At 63.4% G+C, this 14,428-nt stretch carries 23 protein-coding genes; 14 read left to right on the top strand and 9 right to left on the bottom strand.

The features are described from left to right. Window position 1: 1 nt before the first annotated feature. Window positions 2-1,144, bottom strand: coding sequence for a hypothetical protein (locus HWX87_RS16660; protein WP_176048137.1), 1,143 nt, complete (start codon window positions 1,142-1,144; stop codon window positions 2-4). Further along, window positions 1,141-1,422 carry an XRE family transcriptional regulator gene (locus HWX87_RS16655; protein ID WP_176048136.1) on the bottom strand — a complete coding sequence of 94 codons (282 nt, stop codon included), beginning with the start codon at window positions 1,420-1,422 and terminating at the stop codon, window positions 1,141-1,143. Before HWX87_RS16655 ends, HWX87_RS16660 begins: the two co-directional genes overlap by 4 nt. 254 nt (window positions 1,423-1,676) lie before the next feature. Here HWX87_RS16655 and HWX87_RS16650 point away from each other — a divergent pair, with 254 nt between their 5' ends. Genes HWX87_RS16650 through HWX87_RS38040 form a run of 5 tightly spaced genes read left to right on the top strand, consistent with a single transcriptional unit; the run spans window position 1,677 to window position 3,560 of the window. Then, entirely contained in the window at window positions 1,677-1,958 is a 282-nt protein-coding gene (locus tag HWX87_RS16650) for a hypothetical protein (protein ID WP_176048135.1), read from the top strand. After that, window positions 1,955-2,239 carry a hypothetical protein gene (locus tag HWX87_RS16645; protein ID WP_176048134.1) on the top strand — a complete coding sequence of 95 codons (285 nt, stop codon included), beginning with the start codon at window positions 1,955-1,957 and terminating at the stop codon, window positions 2,237-2,239. Before HWX87_RS16650 ends, HWX87_RS16645 begins: the two co-directional genes overlap by 4 nt. Beyond that, a complete protein-coding gene (locus tag HWX87_RS16640) occupies window positions 2,226-3,038 on the top strand; it encodes a lysozyme (protein WP_176048133.1) in 813 nt (270 codons plus the stop codon). The genes HWX87_RS16645 and HWX87_RS16640 overlap by 14 nt, the downstream gene beginning before the upstream one ends. Next, window positions 3,035-3,373: a hypothetical protein gene (locus HWX87_RS16635; protein WP_176048132.1), complete on the top strand. Its 339-nt coding sequence runs from the start codon at window positions 3,035-3,037 to the stop codon at window positions 3,371-3,373. Before HWX87_RS16640 ends, HWX87_RS16635 begins: the two co-directional genes overlap by 4 nt. Window positions 3,374-3,404: 31 nt before the next feature. Beyond that, complete coding sequence (locus tag HWX87_RS38040; RefSeq protein WP_244137688.1) at window positions 3,405-3,560, top strand: hypothetical protein; 156 nt, start codon at window positions 3,405-3,407, stop codon at window positions 3,558-3,560. A 25-nt stretch (window positions 3,561-3,585) separates the two neighbouring features. Here HWX87_RS38040 and HWX87_RS16625 read toward each other — a convergent pair whose 3' ends face one another. Beyond that, window positions 3,586-3,963: a hypothetical protein gene (locus HWX87_RS16625; RefSeq protein ID WP_176048130.1), complete on the bottom strand. Its 378-nt coding sequence runs from the start codon at window positions 3,961-3,963 to the stop codon at window positions 3,586-3,588. A gap of 80 nt (window positions 3,964-4,043) precedes the next feature. Here HWX87_RS16625 and HWX87_RS16620 point away from each other — a divergent pair, with 80 nt between their 5' ends. The 3 genes from HWX87_RS16620 to HWX87_RS16610 all read left to right on the top strand — a co-directional run bounded on the left by HWX87_RS16620 (window position 4,044) and on the right by HWX87_RS16610 (window position 6,328). Next, complete coding sequence (locus tag HWX87_RS16620) at window positions 4,044-4,703, top strand: SOS response-associated peptidase family protein (protein WP_176048129.1); 660 nt, start codon at window positions 4,044-4,046, stop codon at window positions 4,701-4,703. Between the two features lie 355 nt (window positions 4,704-5,058). Continuing rightward, window positions 5,059-5,289, top strand: a complete 231-nt coding sequence (locus HWX87_RS38330; RefSeq protein WP_347880176.1) for a DUF6566 family protein — start codon at window positions 5,059-5,061, stop codon at window positions 5,287-5,289. 523 nt (window positions 5,290-5,812) lie between these two features. Next, on the top strand, window positions 5,813-6,328 hold the full coding sequence (locus HWX87_RS16610) for a GNAT family N-acetyltransferase (protein WP_176048127.1): 516 nt from the start codon (window positions 5,813-5,815) through the stop codon (window positions 6,326-6,328). Between the two features lie 42 nt (window positions 6,329-6,370). Here the strand turns inward: HWX87_RS16610 and HWX87_RS16605 are convergent, their stop codons facing one another. Further along, entirely contained in the window at window positions 6,371-6,835 is a 465-nt protein-coding gene (locus HWX87_RS16605) for a hypothetical protein (RefSeq protein WP_176048126.1), read from the bottom strand. Between the two features lie 313 nt (window positions 6,836-7,148). Between HWX87_RS16605 and HWX87_RS16600 the strand changes: the two genes are divergently transcribed. Beyond that, a complete protein-coding gene (locus tag HWX87_RS16600; protein ID WP_176048125.1) occupies window positions 7,149-7,559 on the top strand; it encodes a hypothetical protein in 411 nt (136 codons plus the stop codon). Window positions 7,560-7,629: 70 nt separating this feature from the next. On the opposite strand, the gene HWX87_RS16595 is transcribed toward HWX87_RS16600, so the two are convergent. Next, on the bottom strand, window positions 7,630-7,983 hold the full coding sequence (locus HWX87_RS16595) for a hypothetical protein (protein WP_176048124.1): 354 nt from the start codon (window positions 7,981-7,983) through the stop codon (window positions 7,630-7,632). 533 nt (window positions 7,984-8,516) lie between these two features. Then, complete coding sequence (locus HWX87_RS16590; protein WP_176048123.1) at window positions 8,517-9,260, bottom strand: DUF695 domain-containing protein; 744 nt, start codon at window positions 9,258-9,260, stop codon at window positions 8,517-8,519. A 184-nt stretch (window positions 9,261-9,444) separates the two neighbouring features. Between HWX87_RS16590 and HWX87_RS16585 the strand changes: the two genes are divergently transcribed. The 4 genes from HWX87_RS16585 to HWX87_RS16570 all read left to right on the top strand — a co-directional run bounded on the left by HWX87_RS16585 (window position 9,445) and on the right by HWX87_RS16570 (window position 11,475). Beyond that, entirely contained in the window at window positions 9,445-9,753 is a 309-nt protein-coding gene (locus tag HWX87_RS16585; RefSeq protein ID WP_176048122.1) for a phosphatidylserine/phosphatidylglycerophosphate/cardiolipin synthase, read from the top strand. A gap of 205 nt (window positions 9,754-9,958) precedes the next feature. Next, complete coding sequence (locus HWX87_RS16580) at window positions 9,959-10,189, top strand: hypothetical protein (RefSeq protein WP_176048121.1); 231 nt, start codon at window positions 9,959-9,961, stop codon at window positions 10,187-10,189. 107 nt (window positions 10,190-10,296) lie between these two features. Continuing rightward, window positions 10,297-10,836, top strand: a complete 540-nt coding sequence (locus tag HWX87_RS16575) for an aspartyl-tRNA synthetase (RefSeq protein ID WP_176048120.1) — start codon at window positions 10,297-10,299, stop codon at window positions 10,834-10,836. Between the two features lie 165 nt (window positions 10,837-11,001). Further along, a complete protein-coding gene (locus HWX87_RS16570; RefSeq protein ID WP_176048119.1) occupies window positions 11,002-11,475 on the top strand; it encodes a VOC family protein in 474 nt (157 codons plus the stop codon). A gap of 63 nt (window positions 11,476-11,538) precedes the next feature. Here HWX87_RS16570 and HWX87_RS16565 read toward each other — a convergent pair whose 3' ends face one another. Continuing rightward, on the bottom strand, window positions 11,539-12,510 hold the full coding sequence (locus tag HWX87_RS16565; RefSeq protein ID WP_176048118.1) for a sensor domain-containing diguanylate cyclase: 972 nt from the start codon (window positions 12,508-12,510) through the stop codon (window positions 11,539-11,541). Window positions 12,511-12,774: 264 nt separating this feature from the next. Between HWX87_RS16565 and HWX87_RS38035 the strand changes: the two genes are divergently transcribed. After that, complete coding sequence (locus HWX87_RS38035; RefSeq protein ID WP_244137687.1) at window positions 12,775-12,990, top strand: hypothetical protein; 216 nt, start codon at window positions 12,775-12,777, stop codon at window positions 12,988-12,990. Between the two features lie 151 nt (window positions 12,991-13,141). Here HWX87_RS38035 and HWX87_RS16555 read toward each other — a convergent pair whose 3' ends face one another. Continuing rightward, complete coding sequence (locus tag HWX87_RS16555; protein WP_174991448.1) at window positions 13,142-13,765, bottom strand: phospholipase D family protein; 624 nt, start codon at window positions 13,763-13,765, stop codon at window positions 13,142-13,144. A 140-nt stretch (window positions 13,766-13,905) separates the two neighbouring features. Then, window positions 13,906-14,394, bottom strand: a complete 489-nt coding sequence (locus HWX87_RS16550) for a helix-turn-helix domain-containing protein (protein ID WP_176048116.1) — start codon at window positions 14,392-14,394, stop codon at window positions 13,906-13,908. Between the last annotated feature and the right edge of the window lie 34 nt (window positions 14,395-14,428).

Below are 14,428 nucleotides of genomic sequence, written 5' to 3'. Positions count from 1 at the left end.
ATCATTGCCTCGGCGTATTGATCGGCAGGTCGATCCACGCGAGGCCGACATCGCGATTCATGTGCGAAGCGGAACCGTCAGCCGCGCCGTCGTAGTACACGGCGAGACGGTTCCCCATCTGCACCACGGAAGGCAACCCGACGATGGTCTTCGACCACGTCTCGCTGGTGTTGTCGACGACGACAGCCTTGTTGTCCGGATTCCACTTCGACGGATCCTGCGTCCAGTAGACCCATACCGCATCGGTGTATTCGCCGATTCCTTCCGTCGGTCCGATACCGACGTGATTCACGAACATGAACCACGTGCTCGTCGACGGCTGGTAGTACATCGCCGCGTTTTCGAGCTGCTCGGTAGGCGGCAGGAGCGGCGACGTCCCCACCGTCCAGGTACCGTCGAGGTTGGACGTTTGCGCGAGGCCGATCATGCGCTTGGTGTCGCCCGTGTTGCCCGATGCGGCGCTGAAGAACATCCAGTACTGGCCATCGATCTTCTCGATCTGCCCGGGGCTCGCTGTCACTGACATATACGTGCCGGGCTGCGGCGAGAAAGGCGTGATGCTCGGCTGCTTTACCCATGGACCCTCGGGAGAATTGCTCTTCGCCTTCATGGTCGTGTACGGAAACGCGGGGATGTAATCAGGCGAGCCGGTCGTATTCGGCGTGCCGAGATAGAACATGTTCCACGCTTGGCCGTCGTAGTACGCCGTTCCGTAACTGGCACTCCCCGAATCGTTCGTTCCGGGTGCGCCCAGTTGCAGGACGGCCCCTTTCTTCGTCCAGTGCGTGAGATCGGTGCTTGTCGCCAGATTTGCCAGCCACGCATTCACATTGGAACCGTCGTACATCATGTAGTACGTAGTCCCGCTCTGGTAGACGTACACGTCGCGTGCACCGTTGACGTCCTGCGGATCACCGTGCTTGAGTACCACCCCCGCATCTTGCGAGGGCAGGCGGTATTTCACCGAGGGGCGACCGTCGCGATAGGGCACTTGCGCTGTCGGAACGATCTGCGCGCCAGCAACAGGGGCCGGCGCCGGCGCTTGCGCCGGAGGCGCAGTAGTTGTTTGACCATCTCCACCACCACCGCAACCACTGCACGAGACGACCAGCGCACCGAGAAGGGAGATCAGTACGCCTTTCACGATTCGTCTTCCCCGTCTGTTTCCGAAACGATCGCGCCGAAGGTTGCCATTCGCACAAGGACGCGCGAGAACTCGTCCTGCGTCAGCTCGAGCTTCGCGGCCGCCACGAAAGCCATGTGCGGGTTCATTTCTCGCGGCGTCTGGCCGCCGGTGTATTTGCGCCACTGATGATCGCCAGCCAGCCAGAACAGGTCGGCCATCTGCTTGCCCGTCATGTTCAGCTCGTGTTTCAGCGTCGCGAGATCCCGTGTTCCGGGCGGTGTGTACTTGATTGGCATGGTGGCATGTGCGCGCCGCGCGCGAGCGAAAGAGGGGCTTCATGGTCGTTTCCTTACGGGATGTCGGGCCGCGCTGGATGCGCTACCGCTGTCCGGAAATGTAGACCCAAGGGGGCTGATCGTCAAGGGAAATTGAATCGCGTGATTCGCGTGCGGCGACGGATTAATTTGTGCTCGGCAATTCCGCTTAATTCGTAATAAAACATTTGGCCGATAATCGACTCATCTGATTTTCGATTAATGGAATCGGCTAAATGAATAGTCAAAATATTCCGCAAAATAACCCGGGTTCTTGGCTTGTTAATGCAAAAACCTTTGTCAGTACGGTCGCGGGACTCGTGACTATTTTGGCCGCTCTCGTTGGCGCATTGGCGTGGTGTATCGGCCTCTACTCGGGGCTGAACAACCGCGTCACCGTGCTCGAGCAGAGCAATCAGGCGATGCGCGACGATCTGAAGGACATCAAGGGCATGGTCTCGCAGCTGGTCCTCGGCGCCGCCGGCAACCGGCCCGACACGAAGAGGTGGACGCGATGAAATGGAAAATCACGCTGGCCGACAACTGGCGCACGCTGCACCGCCGCGGCACCGTGATCGTAAGTGGCGCGCTCGCAGTCGTGACGGCCGCGGGCCCGGCGATCGTCGAGGCGTGGAACTCGATGCCGGCCGATCTGAAGGAACTGCTGCCGCAAGGCGTGCAGCGCTACGCGGCGCTCGTCGCGTTCGCGTTGATCCTCGTCGTGCGCTACACCGCGGTGCGGCGCGTGCCGGCGCCGACGGCCGATGCCGCGCAGGGGAGCGGCGATGGCGCTCAGTGATCTCTTCGGCGCGATCGCGCGGCTGTTCGGCGTGAATCCGGCGCCGATCGTCGACGTGCCGACGCCGTCGATCGCGCCGACGAAAACGGACATCGCGGAATTCGCTGCACCACTTCCTGCCGCTCCTGATACGGGTTTCGCGGTGGGTGGTGCGGAAATCGCGCCGGCCGTACCGAAAAACGTTCCAACCGATACGGACGGCGATGCATGGCTTGCGCTCTGTCGGCCGCTGTCGCAGCACTTTGAGAACTGCTACCTGACCGCCTACCCGGATCCGGCATCGCCGCTCGGGAAAGCGCTGCAGGCGCGCGGCCTCTGGTACAAGGTGCTCGCCGGCGCGCCGATCCCGAGCGATCCGGTGCTGCGCGCGCTGAGCGGCGCGCCGTGGACGTGCGGGTGGGGCTCGACTGGCCCGGACGTGCGCGAGGGAACCGTCTGGACGCAGGCGACGGCCGACGCGCGGCACGACGCGAACCTCCGCGCCTCGGCTGCGCTCGTCGACCAGGCCGCACGGGTGCCGCTGTCGCCGCAGCAGAAGGCGGCGCTCGTGAGCATCGTGAACAACGTCGGGCCCGGCCGTGCGCGGCGCGCCGACGATCCTGGCCGCGACGGCATCATCACGCTCGCGAGCGGCCAGCCGTCGACGCTGCTGCGTCACCTGAACATCGGGGACATGATCGGCGCGGCCGATCAGTTCCCGGCGTGGAACCGCGGCGGCGGCGTTGTGCTGGCCGGACTCGTACGGCGGCGCGCGGCCGAGCGCGATCTCTTCCTGACCGGACATTGGAGTGCAGCATGACGACGATCCTCATTTCCCTGTTCGCGAAGTTCTGGCCGTACCTGGTTGCCGTGGGCGGCGTCGCTGCCGGCGCGCTGGTCGGCTGGACGAAATCGAAGTCGGCCGCCGCGAAGGTGGCTCAGGCCGGCCAACAGACCGCCGAAGCACAGGCGAGCGCCGCGCAGGCGCGCGAGCAGGCAGCACAGACCGCGAACGCGGAAGCCCAGGCGAATGCCGACGCCGCGCAGGCCGGCGCGGCCGCAGCAAAGGAGAGAAGCGATGCAGAAACGAACGTTGGCGCTCTGCCTGCTGGCGGTGCTGAGCAGCAGCTGCGCGACGGATGGTCCCGCGACTAAGCCATCGGCGGTACCGTGCGAGCCGCAGATCGTGACGAAGACGCGCGTCGTCGACACGGCATGCGACTGGACGCGCCCGATCTACGTCAGCAAGACGGACGTCCTGAGCGATGAGACGGCGAAACAGCTCCTCGCCCACAACGTGGCCGGCGCGAAGAACTGCGGCTGGAAGCCGAGCGGCAAGTAACGACGGCCGCGCCGCACGCCGGCCGTCACCTCCCTTTCTCGTCGAATTGCCGCCGCAGGCTGACGACCTCCAAGATCAGCCGATGGATGTCGTCGAACGTGCAACCGCGGGGATCGATCCACCACAGTCGAAGCTCCTGCACATCCGGCGGACGAAATGCCGGCAGCGGCCGATCGGCGGCGCGTCGCTTCATCGGCGCTTCCGTGGGTGGGAAAAGGCCGATCGGCGGCTTCGGTTGCACATTCCGGTCGCGCCGCGTCTCATCGAGCCGGCGTGATCGTTCGTGCTTGCCGGGATGCCAGTGCGCAGCCTCTTCGTCGGTCATCCAGAAACCGGTGCTCTCCGGCCGGCCCTCGTACGGATACGGCACGAATTCCCACTGATATTCCCAAAGCGGTTCCATGATCCAAAAAATACACTGTATGGCTATACAGTGTACTCGGGGGTATGATGCGACCGTCAACCCCTTAAAAAGGTGTCGGAATGTGCACAAATTACCGCGCTCCGGGCGAAGAAGACGGTTTGAGCGAACTGAGGATAGACAACTTCGGCGACCTGTTCCGCCGCACGCCGTGGAAGGCCGACGTCTGGCCGGACTATCCCGCGCCGATCATACGGGCGGCAGCCGCCGGCGCCGAGGCGGTCGTCGCGAACTTCGGGATGATGCCGAAGGCGTTCCAGCCGGCCGGGAAGCACTTCATGACCGTCAACGCTCGATCCGAGACCGTGGCCGAGAAGCCGGCCTATCGAGCGGCGTGGCGCGCGGGGCAGCGCTGCTTGATCCCGGCGGCGTGGATCTACGAACCGAACTGGGAGACTGGTAAGCACGTGCGTTACCGGATCGGCGTCGGCGACTGGCGACCGTACTGCGTCGCTGGCATCTGGCGAGCATGGCGCGGTCCGGACGGTGCGGAGACCCTCGCGATGGCTATGCTGACCGTGAACGCGGACGAGCACCCGGTGATGAAGCACATGCACAAGCCGGGAGACGAGAAACGGTCGGTTGTGATCCTGCAGCCGCATGACTTTGAGGAATGGCTGACCACGCCGAACGTCGACGCCGCGCGCGCGATGCTGCAACTCTATCCAGCGGATGAAATGGTCGCGGAGGCGGCGCCGAAGGCTGGGAAAACCGTGGAATGAGGGCAAAAAAAGGCAGCAAAATCAAAGGGTGATTTTTCGCTAAAATTCCACGAGAATCGCCGAGACCCTTATCCGACAAGGTTTGACCACTAAGATTGTGATTCCTGTCGTCGTGGGTTCGAGTCCCATCAGCCACCCCAAAAATTCAAGCAAAAGCCCGGTTCAATGAGCCGGGCTTTTTGCTTTCCGGCGCAGGCACGGCGCGGTGGTTTTTCGTCAGGGTGTCTTTGACGAGTTTGTATGCCCGCATTCAACTCATCGAGCACGGCGTAGTTTCGATGTTGATCTTCCAAAGAGCGGCTTCGTAAAGCCGCTTGCCCGACAGCAACATCGGGCGAATGTGCGGGGACACCATATGCACAAAAGAATCGAATTCCATATCGACGAATTCGACGGTTACGAAATCATCGTCGAGTCCGTACAGCCGGCACCCGGCAGCACATGGATGGCGAACGTTCGGGTTCGCAAAGACGGAGTCGAATCGCCCAGGCGATATGACTTCGACGCCGAGTACGAAACCTCGGATGAGGCGCAGCAGGCAGGCGTCGAAATTGGGCGCGCGATCGTGCGCGACATCAATCGATAGTGCGACTTCTTTGACCTCTGCAACGTGGATCGCGCGGAGGCGAAAGAAGGCCCGAGCCCGATTCCCGCCGCGTTTCCTTGTCGTTGCGCCAGCAACGTCCACACTCGATCGTATACGTCGCTGTTTTCCCGCTAAGGTTCGCGCGTTCCGTGCCGTTATCTTCCCTGGACAGCCCTCGTGCCTCGAATGCTGATCCGTTTTCTTGCCTGCTCGCGTTACGCGTGAGCAGGCTTTTTTCGTTTACGGCGCTTCATCGAGGGCTGATTGGCGGAATGGAACAGGGACTTGGCACGAGCCGACAAAGCGCGACAGTCTTACGTTGGTGTAATGTGTCGTCTTCCTCGTGCCCTCATGCTTTGCAGGGCCGTTCGATCCCGACGACCCATGACGGCGCCGGGATTTTTTTTGCGTACGCGCTGACGGCCCCGCGCCGTGCCACCGAGAATTGCATTCCGCAAAGCACGGTATATTTTGCGACGAGACATACCGTTCGAGAGAACACGCTACAAGGAGTCGCCGAACCATGCCGGACATCCGGACCACGCTGCGCGCCGCGACTACGCACGACGCACCCCTCGTCGCCCGCCTGCATACGCTGAGCTGGCAGACCGCATACAGCCATATCCTTCCGGCCGCCTATCTGTCCGATGAGGTGCCGACGGAGCACGCGATCCGGTGGCGCAAGTATCTCGATCGCAACGAAGACGAGTGGGGCCTGGTGCTGATCGCCGAATTGGACGGCGAGCCCGTCGGCTTCGTCAGTGCGGAACGTCCCGTCGAACCGGCGCTCGGTGTGCTGCTCGATTGCCTGCATGTCCATCCTTCGCATCACGGCAGCGGGACGGGCAAGCGCATGATCGAAGCCGTACGCGCGTGGGCGCGGTCGATCGGCGTGGACAAGGTCCACCTGCAGGTGCTGGACGGCAACGTGCGTGCGATCGGCTTCTACGAGCACAACGGCTGGCAATTGGCCGGTATTGAAATGAGCCGCATCGGCCCGACGGAAGTCACCGATCGGATTTACGCGATACAGGCTTGAAGCCTTGCCGGCATCGGGGCGAAAGCCGGACGCGCTTCGCCGTTACTCGCCGCAGTACCGGACGAGCAAATCAGCTTCGGTCTCGTGGATCTCCACGGGCAGGGTTGTCGCGCCTGCGTAGGCAAGATAGCGCGCGCGATGCTGGCCGTTGCGAAACGACGCGACGCCGATTTTCGACAGGCCGGGAATGCCGAACAGCGTTCGCGTTCTGGTCTCGCGAAACGTGATGAACGGCATGTCGGGAATCCTGTCCTGATCCGGATCGAGGAATTCGCGAATACCCGCGGCTTTTCCGGGAGCCCAGTACTGAACTGACGGCAGTACATAGTCCGTGGTGTCGCGGTCGGCGCAGGCCAGCAATTTCTTCAGGTCGATCGTCACGACCCGATGTCGCGAGTCGTCGGACGAGAACACCCGCTTGAGGTGCGTATAGGCATACGGGGCATGCCCGGGGAGCTGGATAATCCAGACATCTACGCCGCTCTGTTGTGCGTGGGCGAGTGTCATTATTTCCTCTTCTGGCGCAATCGGTCTCTTTGGTTTGAGTTTAGCAGCGCGACCGCGGCTGCGGAGCAGGTCGATACCCGGAATAGAAGAACGGAGCGAATCGCTGCGTAGCCGGAGTTGCAGAGAAAACAGGCGGCCAAGTAGAGGCTGTCATGCGTCGGCAGTCGATATCGACAGGTTGCGAGAATATCGCGATACTGCCAGCCGAAATGACACACTGTGCAATAGTCATGCAAGATTCACGCAGTGGCGCGAAACGCGGCACGCGCGGCTCATCGTGAGAACGGAGGGGGCGAAGTGACGGGAGCAAACCATGTCGTCGAAACTTGAGATCGAGTATCTCGATTTCCGGTTCACCGCGACGCTCGAAATCAGGGCGTCCGGCCGGACAGCCGTTGTCGACAGGCAACTCGAGTCCGACGCGCGAAGCAAGACGCTCGCGTGGATCGTGTTCGATCGCTTTCTCGCGCGGAACGACTTCGCCGATGAAGAAGATGCGCGTGCCAATATCGTCGACTGGCTGGAGCGGCTGGCTGACCCGAGGTCCGGCGCATCTGCCGAGATCACGAAGGCTGGTGCGGTGGCTTCAGGGGCGGCGACTGCCGGGGGAGTAGCGACAGACGCATCGGCTACCGAAATCGTCGGCGAAACCGTCATTGAAATCGTCAGCGATCTGGACTGGATCGACATGGTTGTCGACTGGTTTTCCAGCGGTTCGCCTTGATGGCGAAACCGGATGGTCGCGATTCTGGTGCGATTCCGGTACTGCGCTCGTGAAATGAGGTTTTACAAAATCAGGCGCAAGAAAATGCAGCCGAAATCACGGCGCTTGAAAAAATAGAATAACGCTGCTTTGACAATATGCGTGACTTACCGGAAACTGCCCGGATTCCGAGGACGTCCGCTTGTACTAAATAAAAAAGTAGAACGCCAGACATGAAAAGAAGAAAGCCGCTGACGGCTGGCGCGACCAAAATCGCTGCCGACCTGGCAGGCCACATGCCGTTCGATGACGGCAGAAATATTCCTGCATCTTCGACACGTCCGAGTATCGCGGCGCCGTATTGGCGTTGCCTTGCCGGCAATCGATCGAGGTATCGCGATACGGGCTCGTCGCGCGGGGTGGAAGGATCGCGGGCAAATTCCATGTCGCACTTCACTGCGCCGCTATGACCGACTGCCGACCGCGTGATGACGATCGGGGTGATGGCGCTGACGCCCATTCTCGTCGGCGTGTTCGCATCGACCGCGGCTCTCGCGCCCGGCCAGTGAGGCTGTCGGCCGCCGCCGCATTGTCACCAAAGGGTGAGTTGCCGCACAGACCATCGCGTGACCCGCGATCACAATTTGGCCGGTTGACCGTTCTTCCCCGGCCCGGTCAACCATTTCCCCGCTCGCTCGCGCAGGAGCGGGGGCTTTTTGCCCGTCCGACGCCGGAAGGTTGCGTCGGCGGAACCGGACAGGCGTTCGGCAGGCTGCGCGACGGCACCCACTGCGCGCCCCGGCAACCGTTCGCCTGATCCGCACGAATCACTTTCCTCGTGCCTGAGCGAACCCTCAGGCCCATCGCCGGCTTCGGCCGGTGATGCCTTGATCCCGGCGGCGCGTCACAACGCTGCCGGGATGTTTTTTGCGCCAGACGCATTGCGTCACGTCGTGCGCAGCAGTCACGCCGATCTATTCAGCCAGCCTGTTCGACGCTGGTTTCCCATCCGTCGTATTCCCCGCCGAGCGAACGCACTTCGCGATTGATCGCGATCGTATGGCGCGTGATGTCGGCCAGCGCCATCGTGCCTTCGTGTGAAAACCGCACGGCCGACTTGCCGTCTTCGGTCGGCGCGACCGATTCGACCGGATAGCCTTTCGCTTCGGCCCAGTCCGCGAACTGGTGCGCGTCGCTCGGGTCCGGGAAGTACGCCCAGTGCATCACGCGCCGGCTCACGTCGCTGACGTCGCCTTTCTCCCGCAGTGCATCCAGCACGCGCATGTCGCGCATCATCTGCCAGTCGTCGTCGGTCGGGTAAAGGGTCTGCCAGTACGCTCCCTTGTCCTGATCGTCCTGATGCGCGTACTGAAGCGCATAGGCCGTCTGTTCGGCCAGCGCGTCGACGATTTCGGTCGCGGTCTCTTCGTCGAACGGCACGTAGAACAGGAAATCCCGGTTGCCGTCGACGGTGATGCGGCCGACCTGCACACCGCCTTTCGCGGTGATAGTCGCATCCAGCAGATCCTCGATCTTCGCGAGATCGGCGAATTCGTCGCCGGCCGGCAGGCCTTCGGGCGTCGGATGCGCGAACGGCACGCGCACGGTGAGCAGCGACGTGCGCGGATCGCCTTCGGCGATTTCCGCGAAGCTGTGGTTGAAGCTGATGAAAGCCTGATGGTCGCCCATTCTGGCAGGGAAGGTTCCCCAGGCGTCGGTCATGTGTTTCTCCCGTACACGATTGTCTGTTGACGGTTGTAAAGCGTCCCAATGTATCATCGAAAATCGCGTTGGCAGGGGAAGCGCGCATGATTGCGGCCGCGCCGGAAGCGCAGGCGAGATTCGCGGCCGCCCGTGACTCGCCGCAGGTGTGCGACGGGCCGCAAGAAATTCGAAGGAGATTCCGATGTCGATGTTTGCGGTGAATGGTGTTCGAATCGATCTGCTCACCGCGCGCGTGACGCACGTGCGCTGGGCGGCCGTGAATCCGGCCGACCGTTCGTGGGCGGCGACGCCGAGCGAGGCGCCGGTGGCCGACGTGGCGCGTGCACTTGCGTCCGGCAGCGATGTCCGCGCGATCTTCTCGGCATCTGACGACACCGCGATCGGGCCCAGGCTGAAACGCGTGCGGTATCGCGATGCGTCGGAAGGCATCGAACTCGACATCGATGCAACGAGCGAGTCGCGCACGTTGCGCGATCTTCCGCAAATCTGACCGGAACGGCCTGCGCCGGCATCCGCGTGCGCTTCTGCATCGACTGCGGTGCCCGGCCGGACGGCCGTTCGCACAACGCCGATCGCGAGGCGTAGTATCGGATCATCACCGTACTGCATGCCGGTTGCGCCAGAACGGTTTGGAGGGGCATGCGATGTTCGGTGAGCCGGTATCCAAATCGAATGGCGCAAACGCGTACGAGATCATGTCCAGACCTGTCATCGCATCCGCACTCTGTCTGGCGCTCGCTGCCTGCCAGTCCGCGCCCGAGACGCCGCTTCCGCCGCCGTCGCCCGAGACCGCATCGGCAGCCGTGCCGGCATCGTCGCCGGCCGAGCCGATTCGCGGCATGGGTATGGCGCCCCATCTGGCAGGGCAAAGTCACTGGGCCGTCGGTCAGTGCACGACCAACGGCACCGTCAAGGTGTGCAATTAATCGACTGGAGCCGACGGCGTGGCACTTGTTCCGCGTGAACGCGATCGGAACCTTGACCGGGCACCCGCGCCGATGGGCCGGTTGCCGTCGACGCGAGCAATCGAACAATGAATGAGGAACTCACGACAAACGATTCCGGCTTGCCTGGCGACCCCGCCGAGGGAACTGTCATCGGTCAGTTGCCGATGACGCTGGCGGTCGACGGCCGGAGCCTGAAAAGTAGGGCGATGGTGTGTACGGTGCTGGCTTTGGCGAGCCTGTGCGGTTATGCGGCCGATCCGACGCTCTGGCCCGTGGCGGTGCTGGCCGCGATGCTGGTGCTGGCCAGCGCGGTCTTCTTTATCTCGTCGCGGCGCAAGATGGCGCTGCATATCGACGAAACAGGCTTCAGGCTGATCGGGGCCGCACGTGAAAAGCCCGTCACGCCATGGCGCGACGTTACTGAATTCAGGATCATCAGCGTGGCCGGGAATCGTTACATCGGCTACCAGTTCTCGCCGCATTCGTCGCGCACCAAGGTGCCGGGTGGCGTGATGCTGCCGATCGCCCGGTTTGTCGAGCTGCCGCTCGACGCGGTGGCCGGGTTGCTGGAGGCATGCCGCCGTCAGTTCGGCACGGCGGATGACCGGGCCGACCGAATGGAGTGACGCTGCCCGATTCGGGCGCTCGCGCGATCCGCGATTCAAGAAAACAAAAAAATGTGGGGCGTCGTGTCGATTTCCGCCGAGGTCGTCCGTCGTAGCATCGGAGGCGTGCGCATCGCGCGTCCGTCCCGATTTTCGATACGACAACCGACTGAAGGAGCGACACCCATGTCCACGTCCGTCAAACCGATCCCGGAAGGGATGCGCACGCTGACGCCGCACCTGATCTGCGCCGGCGCGACAGCAGCCATCGACTTCTACAAGCGCGCATTCAATGCGATCGAACAGTTTCGCCTGGCGATGCCTGACGGCCGGCTCGCGCACGCGTGCCTCATGATTGGCGATTCGACGCTGATGCTGGTGGATGAAATGCCCGAACACGGCGCGCTCGGGCCGAAGGCGCTGAAAGGCACGCCGGTCTGCCTGCATCTGTATGTACCGGATACCGATGCCGCGATCGCGAAGGCCGTCGCGGCCGGCGCGACGGTCACGATGCCGGCTGCCGACATGTTCTGGGGCGATCGCTATGGCCAGGTCGAGGATCCGTTCGGCCATCGCTGGTCGCTCGCGACGCATCAGCGCGACCTGACGCCCGAGCAGATCGCGGAGGCCATGGCCAGCGCGCCGCCGTGCGGGAACTGATGCAACCGCGCAACCGCGGCTGAAAGGGGCGGCGGCAAGCGCCCGCCCCCGGTTTGCACGCGGTTACGCGCCAGTCGTCTTGCCGCGCTGCTTGTCCTCGTACATCAGGTGATCGGCCGAGGCGAGCAGGTCGGCCACGGCCGGATGGCGCGCGGGATCGTAAGCGACGTGCCCGACGCTGAACCGGATGGCGTAACCGCGCGCGTCGGCCGCGTTGCGCAACGCGAGCGCCTGCGTCACGCGTTCGACCGGCTCGACGACGTCGGCCGGATCGGTGGCGCTCAGCAGCACGACGAATTCGTCGCCGCCGAGCCGGGCGATCACGTCGCTGTCGCGCAGTGCACCGGTCAGCGTCTCGGCGAATGTCTTGAGCGCACGATCACCTTCGGCATGGCCGAAGCGGTCGTTGATCGCCTTGAAATCGTTCAGGTCGAAGAACAGCAGCACCGCGTGACGGGCGAGGCGATCGCACAGACTCAGCACGTGGCGGGCGAGGATCTCGAAGCCGCGCCGGTTCGTCAGTTGCGTGAGCTCATCGGTGGTCGCGAAATGCAGTGCGGCGATCTCGCGTTCGGTCATGTGGGCGAGATCGCCGAGCAGCGCGAGCTCTTCGGGTTCGAGCGAACGCGGCCGCGTGTCGATCAGGCACAGCGTGCCGATAGGAGCACCGTTCGGTGCCGCGAGCGGCCGGCCGGCGTAGAAGCGAATGCCTGGTGTGCCGGTCACGAGCGGGTTGTCGTGGAAGCGGTTGTCGTTCAGCGCATCCTGGATGACCATCGTATTGCCCGCGAGCAGCGCGTGCGCGCAGAACGATACGTCGCGCGACGTCTGCGTGGCGTCGAGGCCCGCATGGCTCTTGAACCACTGGCGATTCTCGTCGACGAGGCTGACGAGCGCGATCGGTACGTCGAACAGCCGGCGCGCGAGACGCGTCAGGCGGTCGAATCGCTCTTCGGGCGGCGTGTCGAGGATCGAGAGCGAATGAAGCGTGTCGAGCCGGGCTGCCTCGTCGGCCGGTTTCGGTGCGATTTGCATGGGCCTGGTCTCTTGTCCCGGCTGCAGGGCCGGTCACAGGATCGTATGTCAGACAGTATCGCGCATTATTCGGCGCATCGCCAACTCACCAGTCCGGCGACCGGCATTTTCGGCATCGTCCCGATCGATGCAGATGCGGTGAGAAGCAGGTGTCATGGGCCTGCGTTGCATCACGATGCAGAATCGTCTGCGCGACGTCTCAAGGTGCTCGGCGCAATGCCGTAAATAGGGCGAGTCCAATCGTTCATCGCACCCCACCGCACCATGGTTCGAATTCTGTACGCGGGCTATCTCGCGTTTGCGCTGTATCTTCTTTACCCGATGGTTCAGAACACCCTGGCATTCAGCACCGATTGCGTGCGCCATGCGCTGCCTGGTTTGTCGACGTCTTCGGCAAGCGGCGTGGACGGGCACGCGAACCGCTGTGCGCCGACCGCGCAGGCTGGCGCCGCCACCGGGCGGATGCCCGAAATCCATTGAGCGCGGCGGCCGTCGCGCATGTCGTTCGATGCGTGACGCGGCGTACTGGCCATTCGGCCGAATTGAACATCGCGCCATGCTCGCCGATCATCTGCAACACGACGGTTCGAATGCGCAGTGTCGAGAAACGGCGTCAAGCGTGCGGCGTGCGTCAGTAGCTGGAGCGGTACGGCGTGCCCTGATCGAAGCGGCTTTGCCAGTGCGTGAGGTAGCGCGACGCGAGTTGCGGATTGTTCCAGACCACGACGACGTTTTCCGAGTTGCGGCTGGCCGCCGACGCGCTGTAGTTGAACGAACCCGTTTCGACGTGCTCGGCGTCGATCACGAGGTACTTGTCGTGATGAATCGCATAGGCGTCGATCGTGCGGGTCGGGATGCCGGCGTTGACGAGCAGGTTCAGCGCCTGCTTGCTGCTCTTGGCACGGTTGCCCTTGTCGTCGACGACCACCGCGACATTGACGCCGCGTCGCTTCGCGTCGAGCAGTGCGCGCGTGACGGGCGGCGATGTGAACGAATACGCGGCAACCCGGATCGAGCTGCGGGCGGCGCCGATCGCTTTCAGCACGAGTGCCTCGGCGCCGCCGTCGGGCGAGAATGCCGATTCGACGACTTGTGTCGCGGGTGCTTCGTGAGTGGGCGCAGGCAGCCATCGTGACACGAGGTCGATCGCCTGCTGGAGCAGCGATTCACTTTGTGTCTTGCCGAAGGCGGCGAAGGGTGTGGCGAGCAGGGAAGCGGCGAGACAGGCAGCGGCGAGGCGATTGCGCGACAACATCGTGGACAGCGAATAATTTCGAGACAGCGGGCCGTGAGTGTAACGCAGACGTAGCGGCGCGGTCACGCGAGTATCGCGACGCGATTGCTCGCGCGATGTTCACTCGTGGCAGAGGCGATGACGCAAAGTTGCGTCGAGCGTCAATCCTTGACCGTCGGCGCGCCGGTTTCGCCGGATGCGATCCATCCCGGCCCAGGCTCGGGCTCTACGTCGCGCGCATCGAGCGGTTCGCCGCAGGCCGAGCATACGGTGAGCGCATGCATCAGCTGGCCGCAGGTACGGTGGCGCAGTTGCACCGGCGGCCCCTGGCCGTCATCCTTCCAGCGGTCGCCCCATGCCATCAGCGCAAGCAGGGCCGGGTAGAGGTCGAGGCCCTTGTCCGTCAACCGGTATTCGAAGCGCGGCGGCCGCTCCTGATACGCACGCTTGACCAGCACGCCTTCGTCGACGAGCCGCGCGAGCCGCTCGGCCAGCACGTGGCGCGTGAGGCCAAGCTGGGTCTGGAACGCATCGAAGCGGCGGCAGCCAAGGAAGGCGTTGCGCAGGATCAGCATGGTCCAGCGGTCGCCGAGCACGGCGAGCGTGCGCGCGACCGAACAGTTCAGCGTGCCGATGTCATCCCATTTCATCGTCGAGTCTCTTGCCTCTTGCGGCGGTTCAGCG

Source organism: Burkholderia sp. BCC1644, from assembly GCF_902833225.1.
Classification (GTDB): domain Bacteria; phylum Pseudomonadota; class Gammaproteobacteria; order Burkholderiales; family Burkholderiaceae; genus Burkholderia.
Note: the sequence above shows the minus strand (reverse complement) of the source record. Positions and strands in the feature narration are given on the sequence as shown.

Excerpts from the sequence above, each read along its gene's own strand:
- HWX87_RS16550 (WP_176048116.1), bottom strand. The coding sequence starts at position 14,394 with ATGAAATGGGATGACATCGGCACGCTGAACTGTTCGGTCGCGCGCACG.
- HWX87_RS16655 (WP_176048136.1), bottom strand. The coding sequence starts at position 1,422 with ATGCCAATCAAGTACACACCGCCCGGAACACGGGATCTCGCGACGCTG.
- HWX87_RS16650 (WP_176048135.1), top strand. The coding sequence starts at position 1,677 with ATGAATAGTCAAAATATTCCGCAAAATAACCCGGGTTCTTGGCTTGTT.
- HWX87_RS16645 (WP_176048134.1), top strand. The coding sequence starts at position 1,955 with ATGAAATGGAAAATCACGCTGGCCGACAACTGGCGCACGCTGCACCGC.
- HWX87_RS16625 (WP_176048130.1), bottom strand. The coding sequence starts at position 3,963 with ATGGAACCGCTTTGGGAATATCAGTGGGAATTCGTGCCGTATCCGTAC.
- HWX87_RS16600 (WP_176048125.1), top strand. The coding sequence starts at position 7,149 with ATGTCGTCGAAACTTGAGATCGAGTATCTCGATTTCCGGTTCACCGCG.
- HWX87_RS16620 (WP_176048129.1), top strand. The coding sequence starts at position 4,044 with ATGTGCACAAATTACCGCGCTCCGGGCGAAGAAGACGGTTTGAGCGAA.
- HWX87_RS16575 (WP_176048120.1), top strand. The coding sequence starts at position 10,297 with ATGAATGAGGAACTCACGACAAACGATTCCGGCTTGCCTGGCGACCCC.
- HWX87_RS38330 (WP_347880176.1), top strand. The coding sequence starts at position 5,059 with ATGCACAAAAGAATCGAATTCCATATCGACGAATTCGACGGTTACGAA.
- HWX87_RS38035 (WP_244137687.1), top strand. The coding sequence starts at position 12,775 with ATGGTTCGAATTCTGTACGCGGGCTATCTCGCGTTTGCGCTGTATCTT.
- HWX87_RS16570 (WP_176048119.1), top strand. The coding sequence starts at position 11,002 with ATGTCCACGTCCGTCAAACCGATCCCGGAAGGGATGCGCACGCTGACG.
- HWX87_RS16635 (WP_176048132.1), top strand. The coding sequence starts at position 3,035 with ATGACGACGATCCTCATTTCCCTGTTCGCGAAGTTCTGGCCGTACCTG.
- HWX87_RS16565 (WP_176048118.1), bottom strand. The coding sequence starts at position 12,510 with ATGCAAATCGCACCGAAACCGGCCGACGAGGCAGCCCGGCTCGACACG.
- HWX87_RS16585 (WP_176048122.1), top strand. The coding sequence starts at position 9,445 with ATGTCGATGTTTGCGGTGAATGGTGTTCGAATCGATCTGCTCACCGCG.
- HWX87_RS16590 (WP_176048123.1), bottom strand. The coding sequence starts at position 9,260 with ATGACCGACGCCTGGGGAACCTTCCCTGCCAGAATGGGCGACCATCAG.
- HWX87_RS16605 (WP_176048126.1), bottom strand. The coding sequence starts at position 6,835 with ATGACACTCGCCCACGCACAACAGAGCGGCGTAGATGTCTGGATTATC.
- HWX87_RS16640 (WP_176048133.1), top strand. The coding sequence starts at position 2,226 with ATGGCGCTCAGTGATCTCTTCGGCGCGATCGCGCGGCTGTTCGGCGTG.
- HWX87_RS16595 (WP_176048124.1), bottom strand. The coding sequence starts at position 7,983 with ATGGAATTTGCCCGCGATCCTTCCACCCCGCGCGACGAGCCCGTATCG.
- HWX87_RS16610 (WP_176048127.1), top strand. The coding sequence starts at position 5,813 with ATGCCGGACATCCGGACCACGCTGCGCGCCGCGACTACGCACGACGCA.
- HWX87_RS16580 (WP_176048121.1), top strand. The coding sequence starts at position 9,959 with ATGTCCAGACCTGTCATCGCATCCGCACTCTGTCTGGCGCTCGCTGCC.
- HWX87_RS16555 (WP_174991448.1), bottom strand. The coding sequence starts at position 13,765 with ATGTTGTCGCGCAATCGCCTCGCCGCTGCCTGTCTCGCCGCTTCCCTG.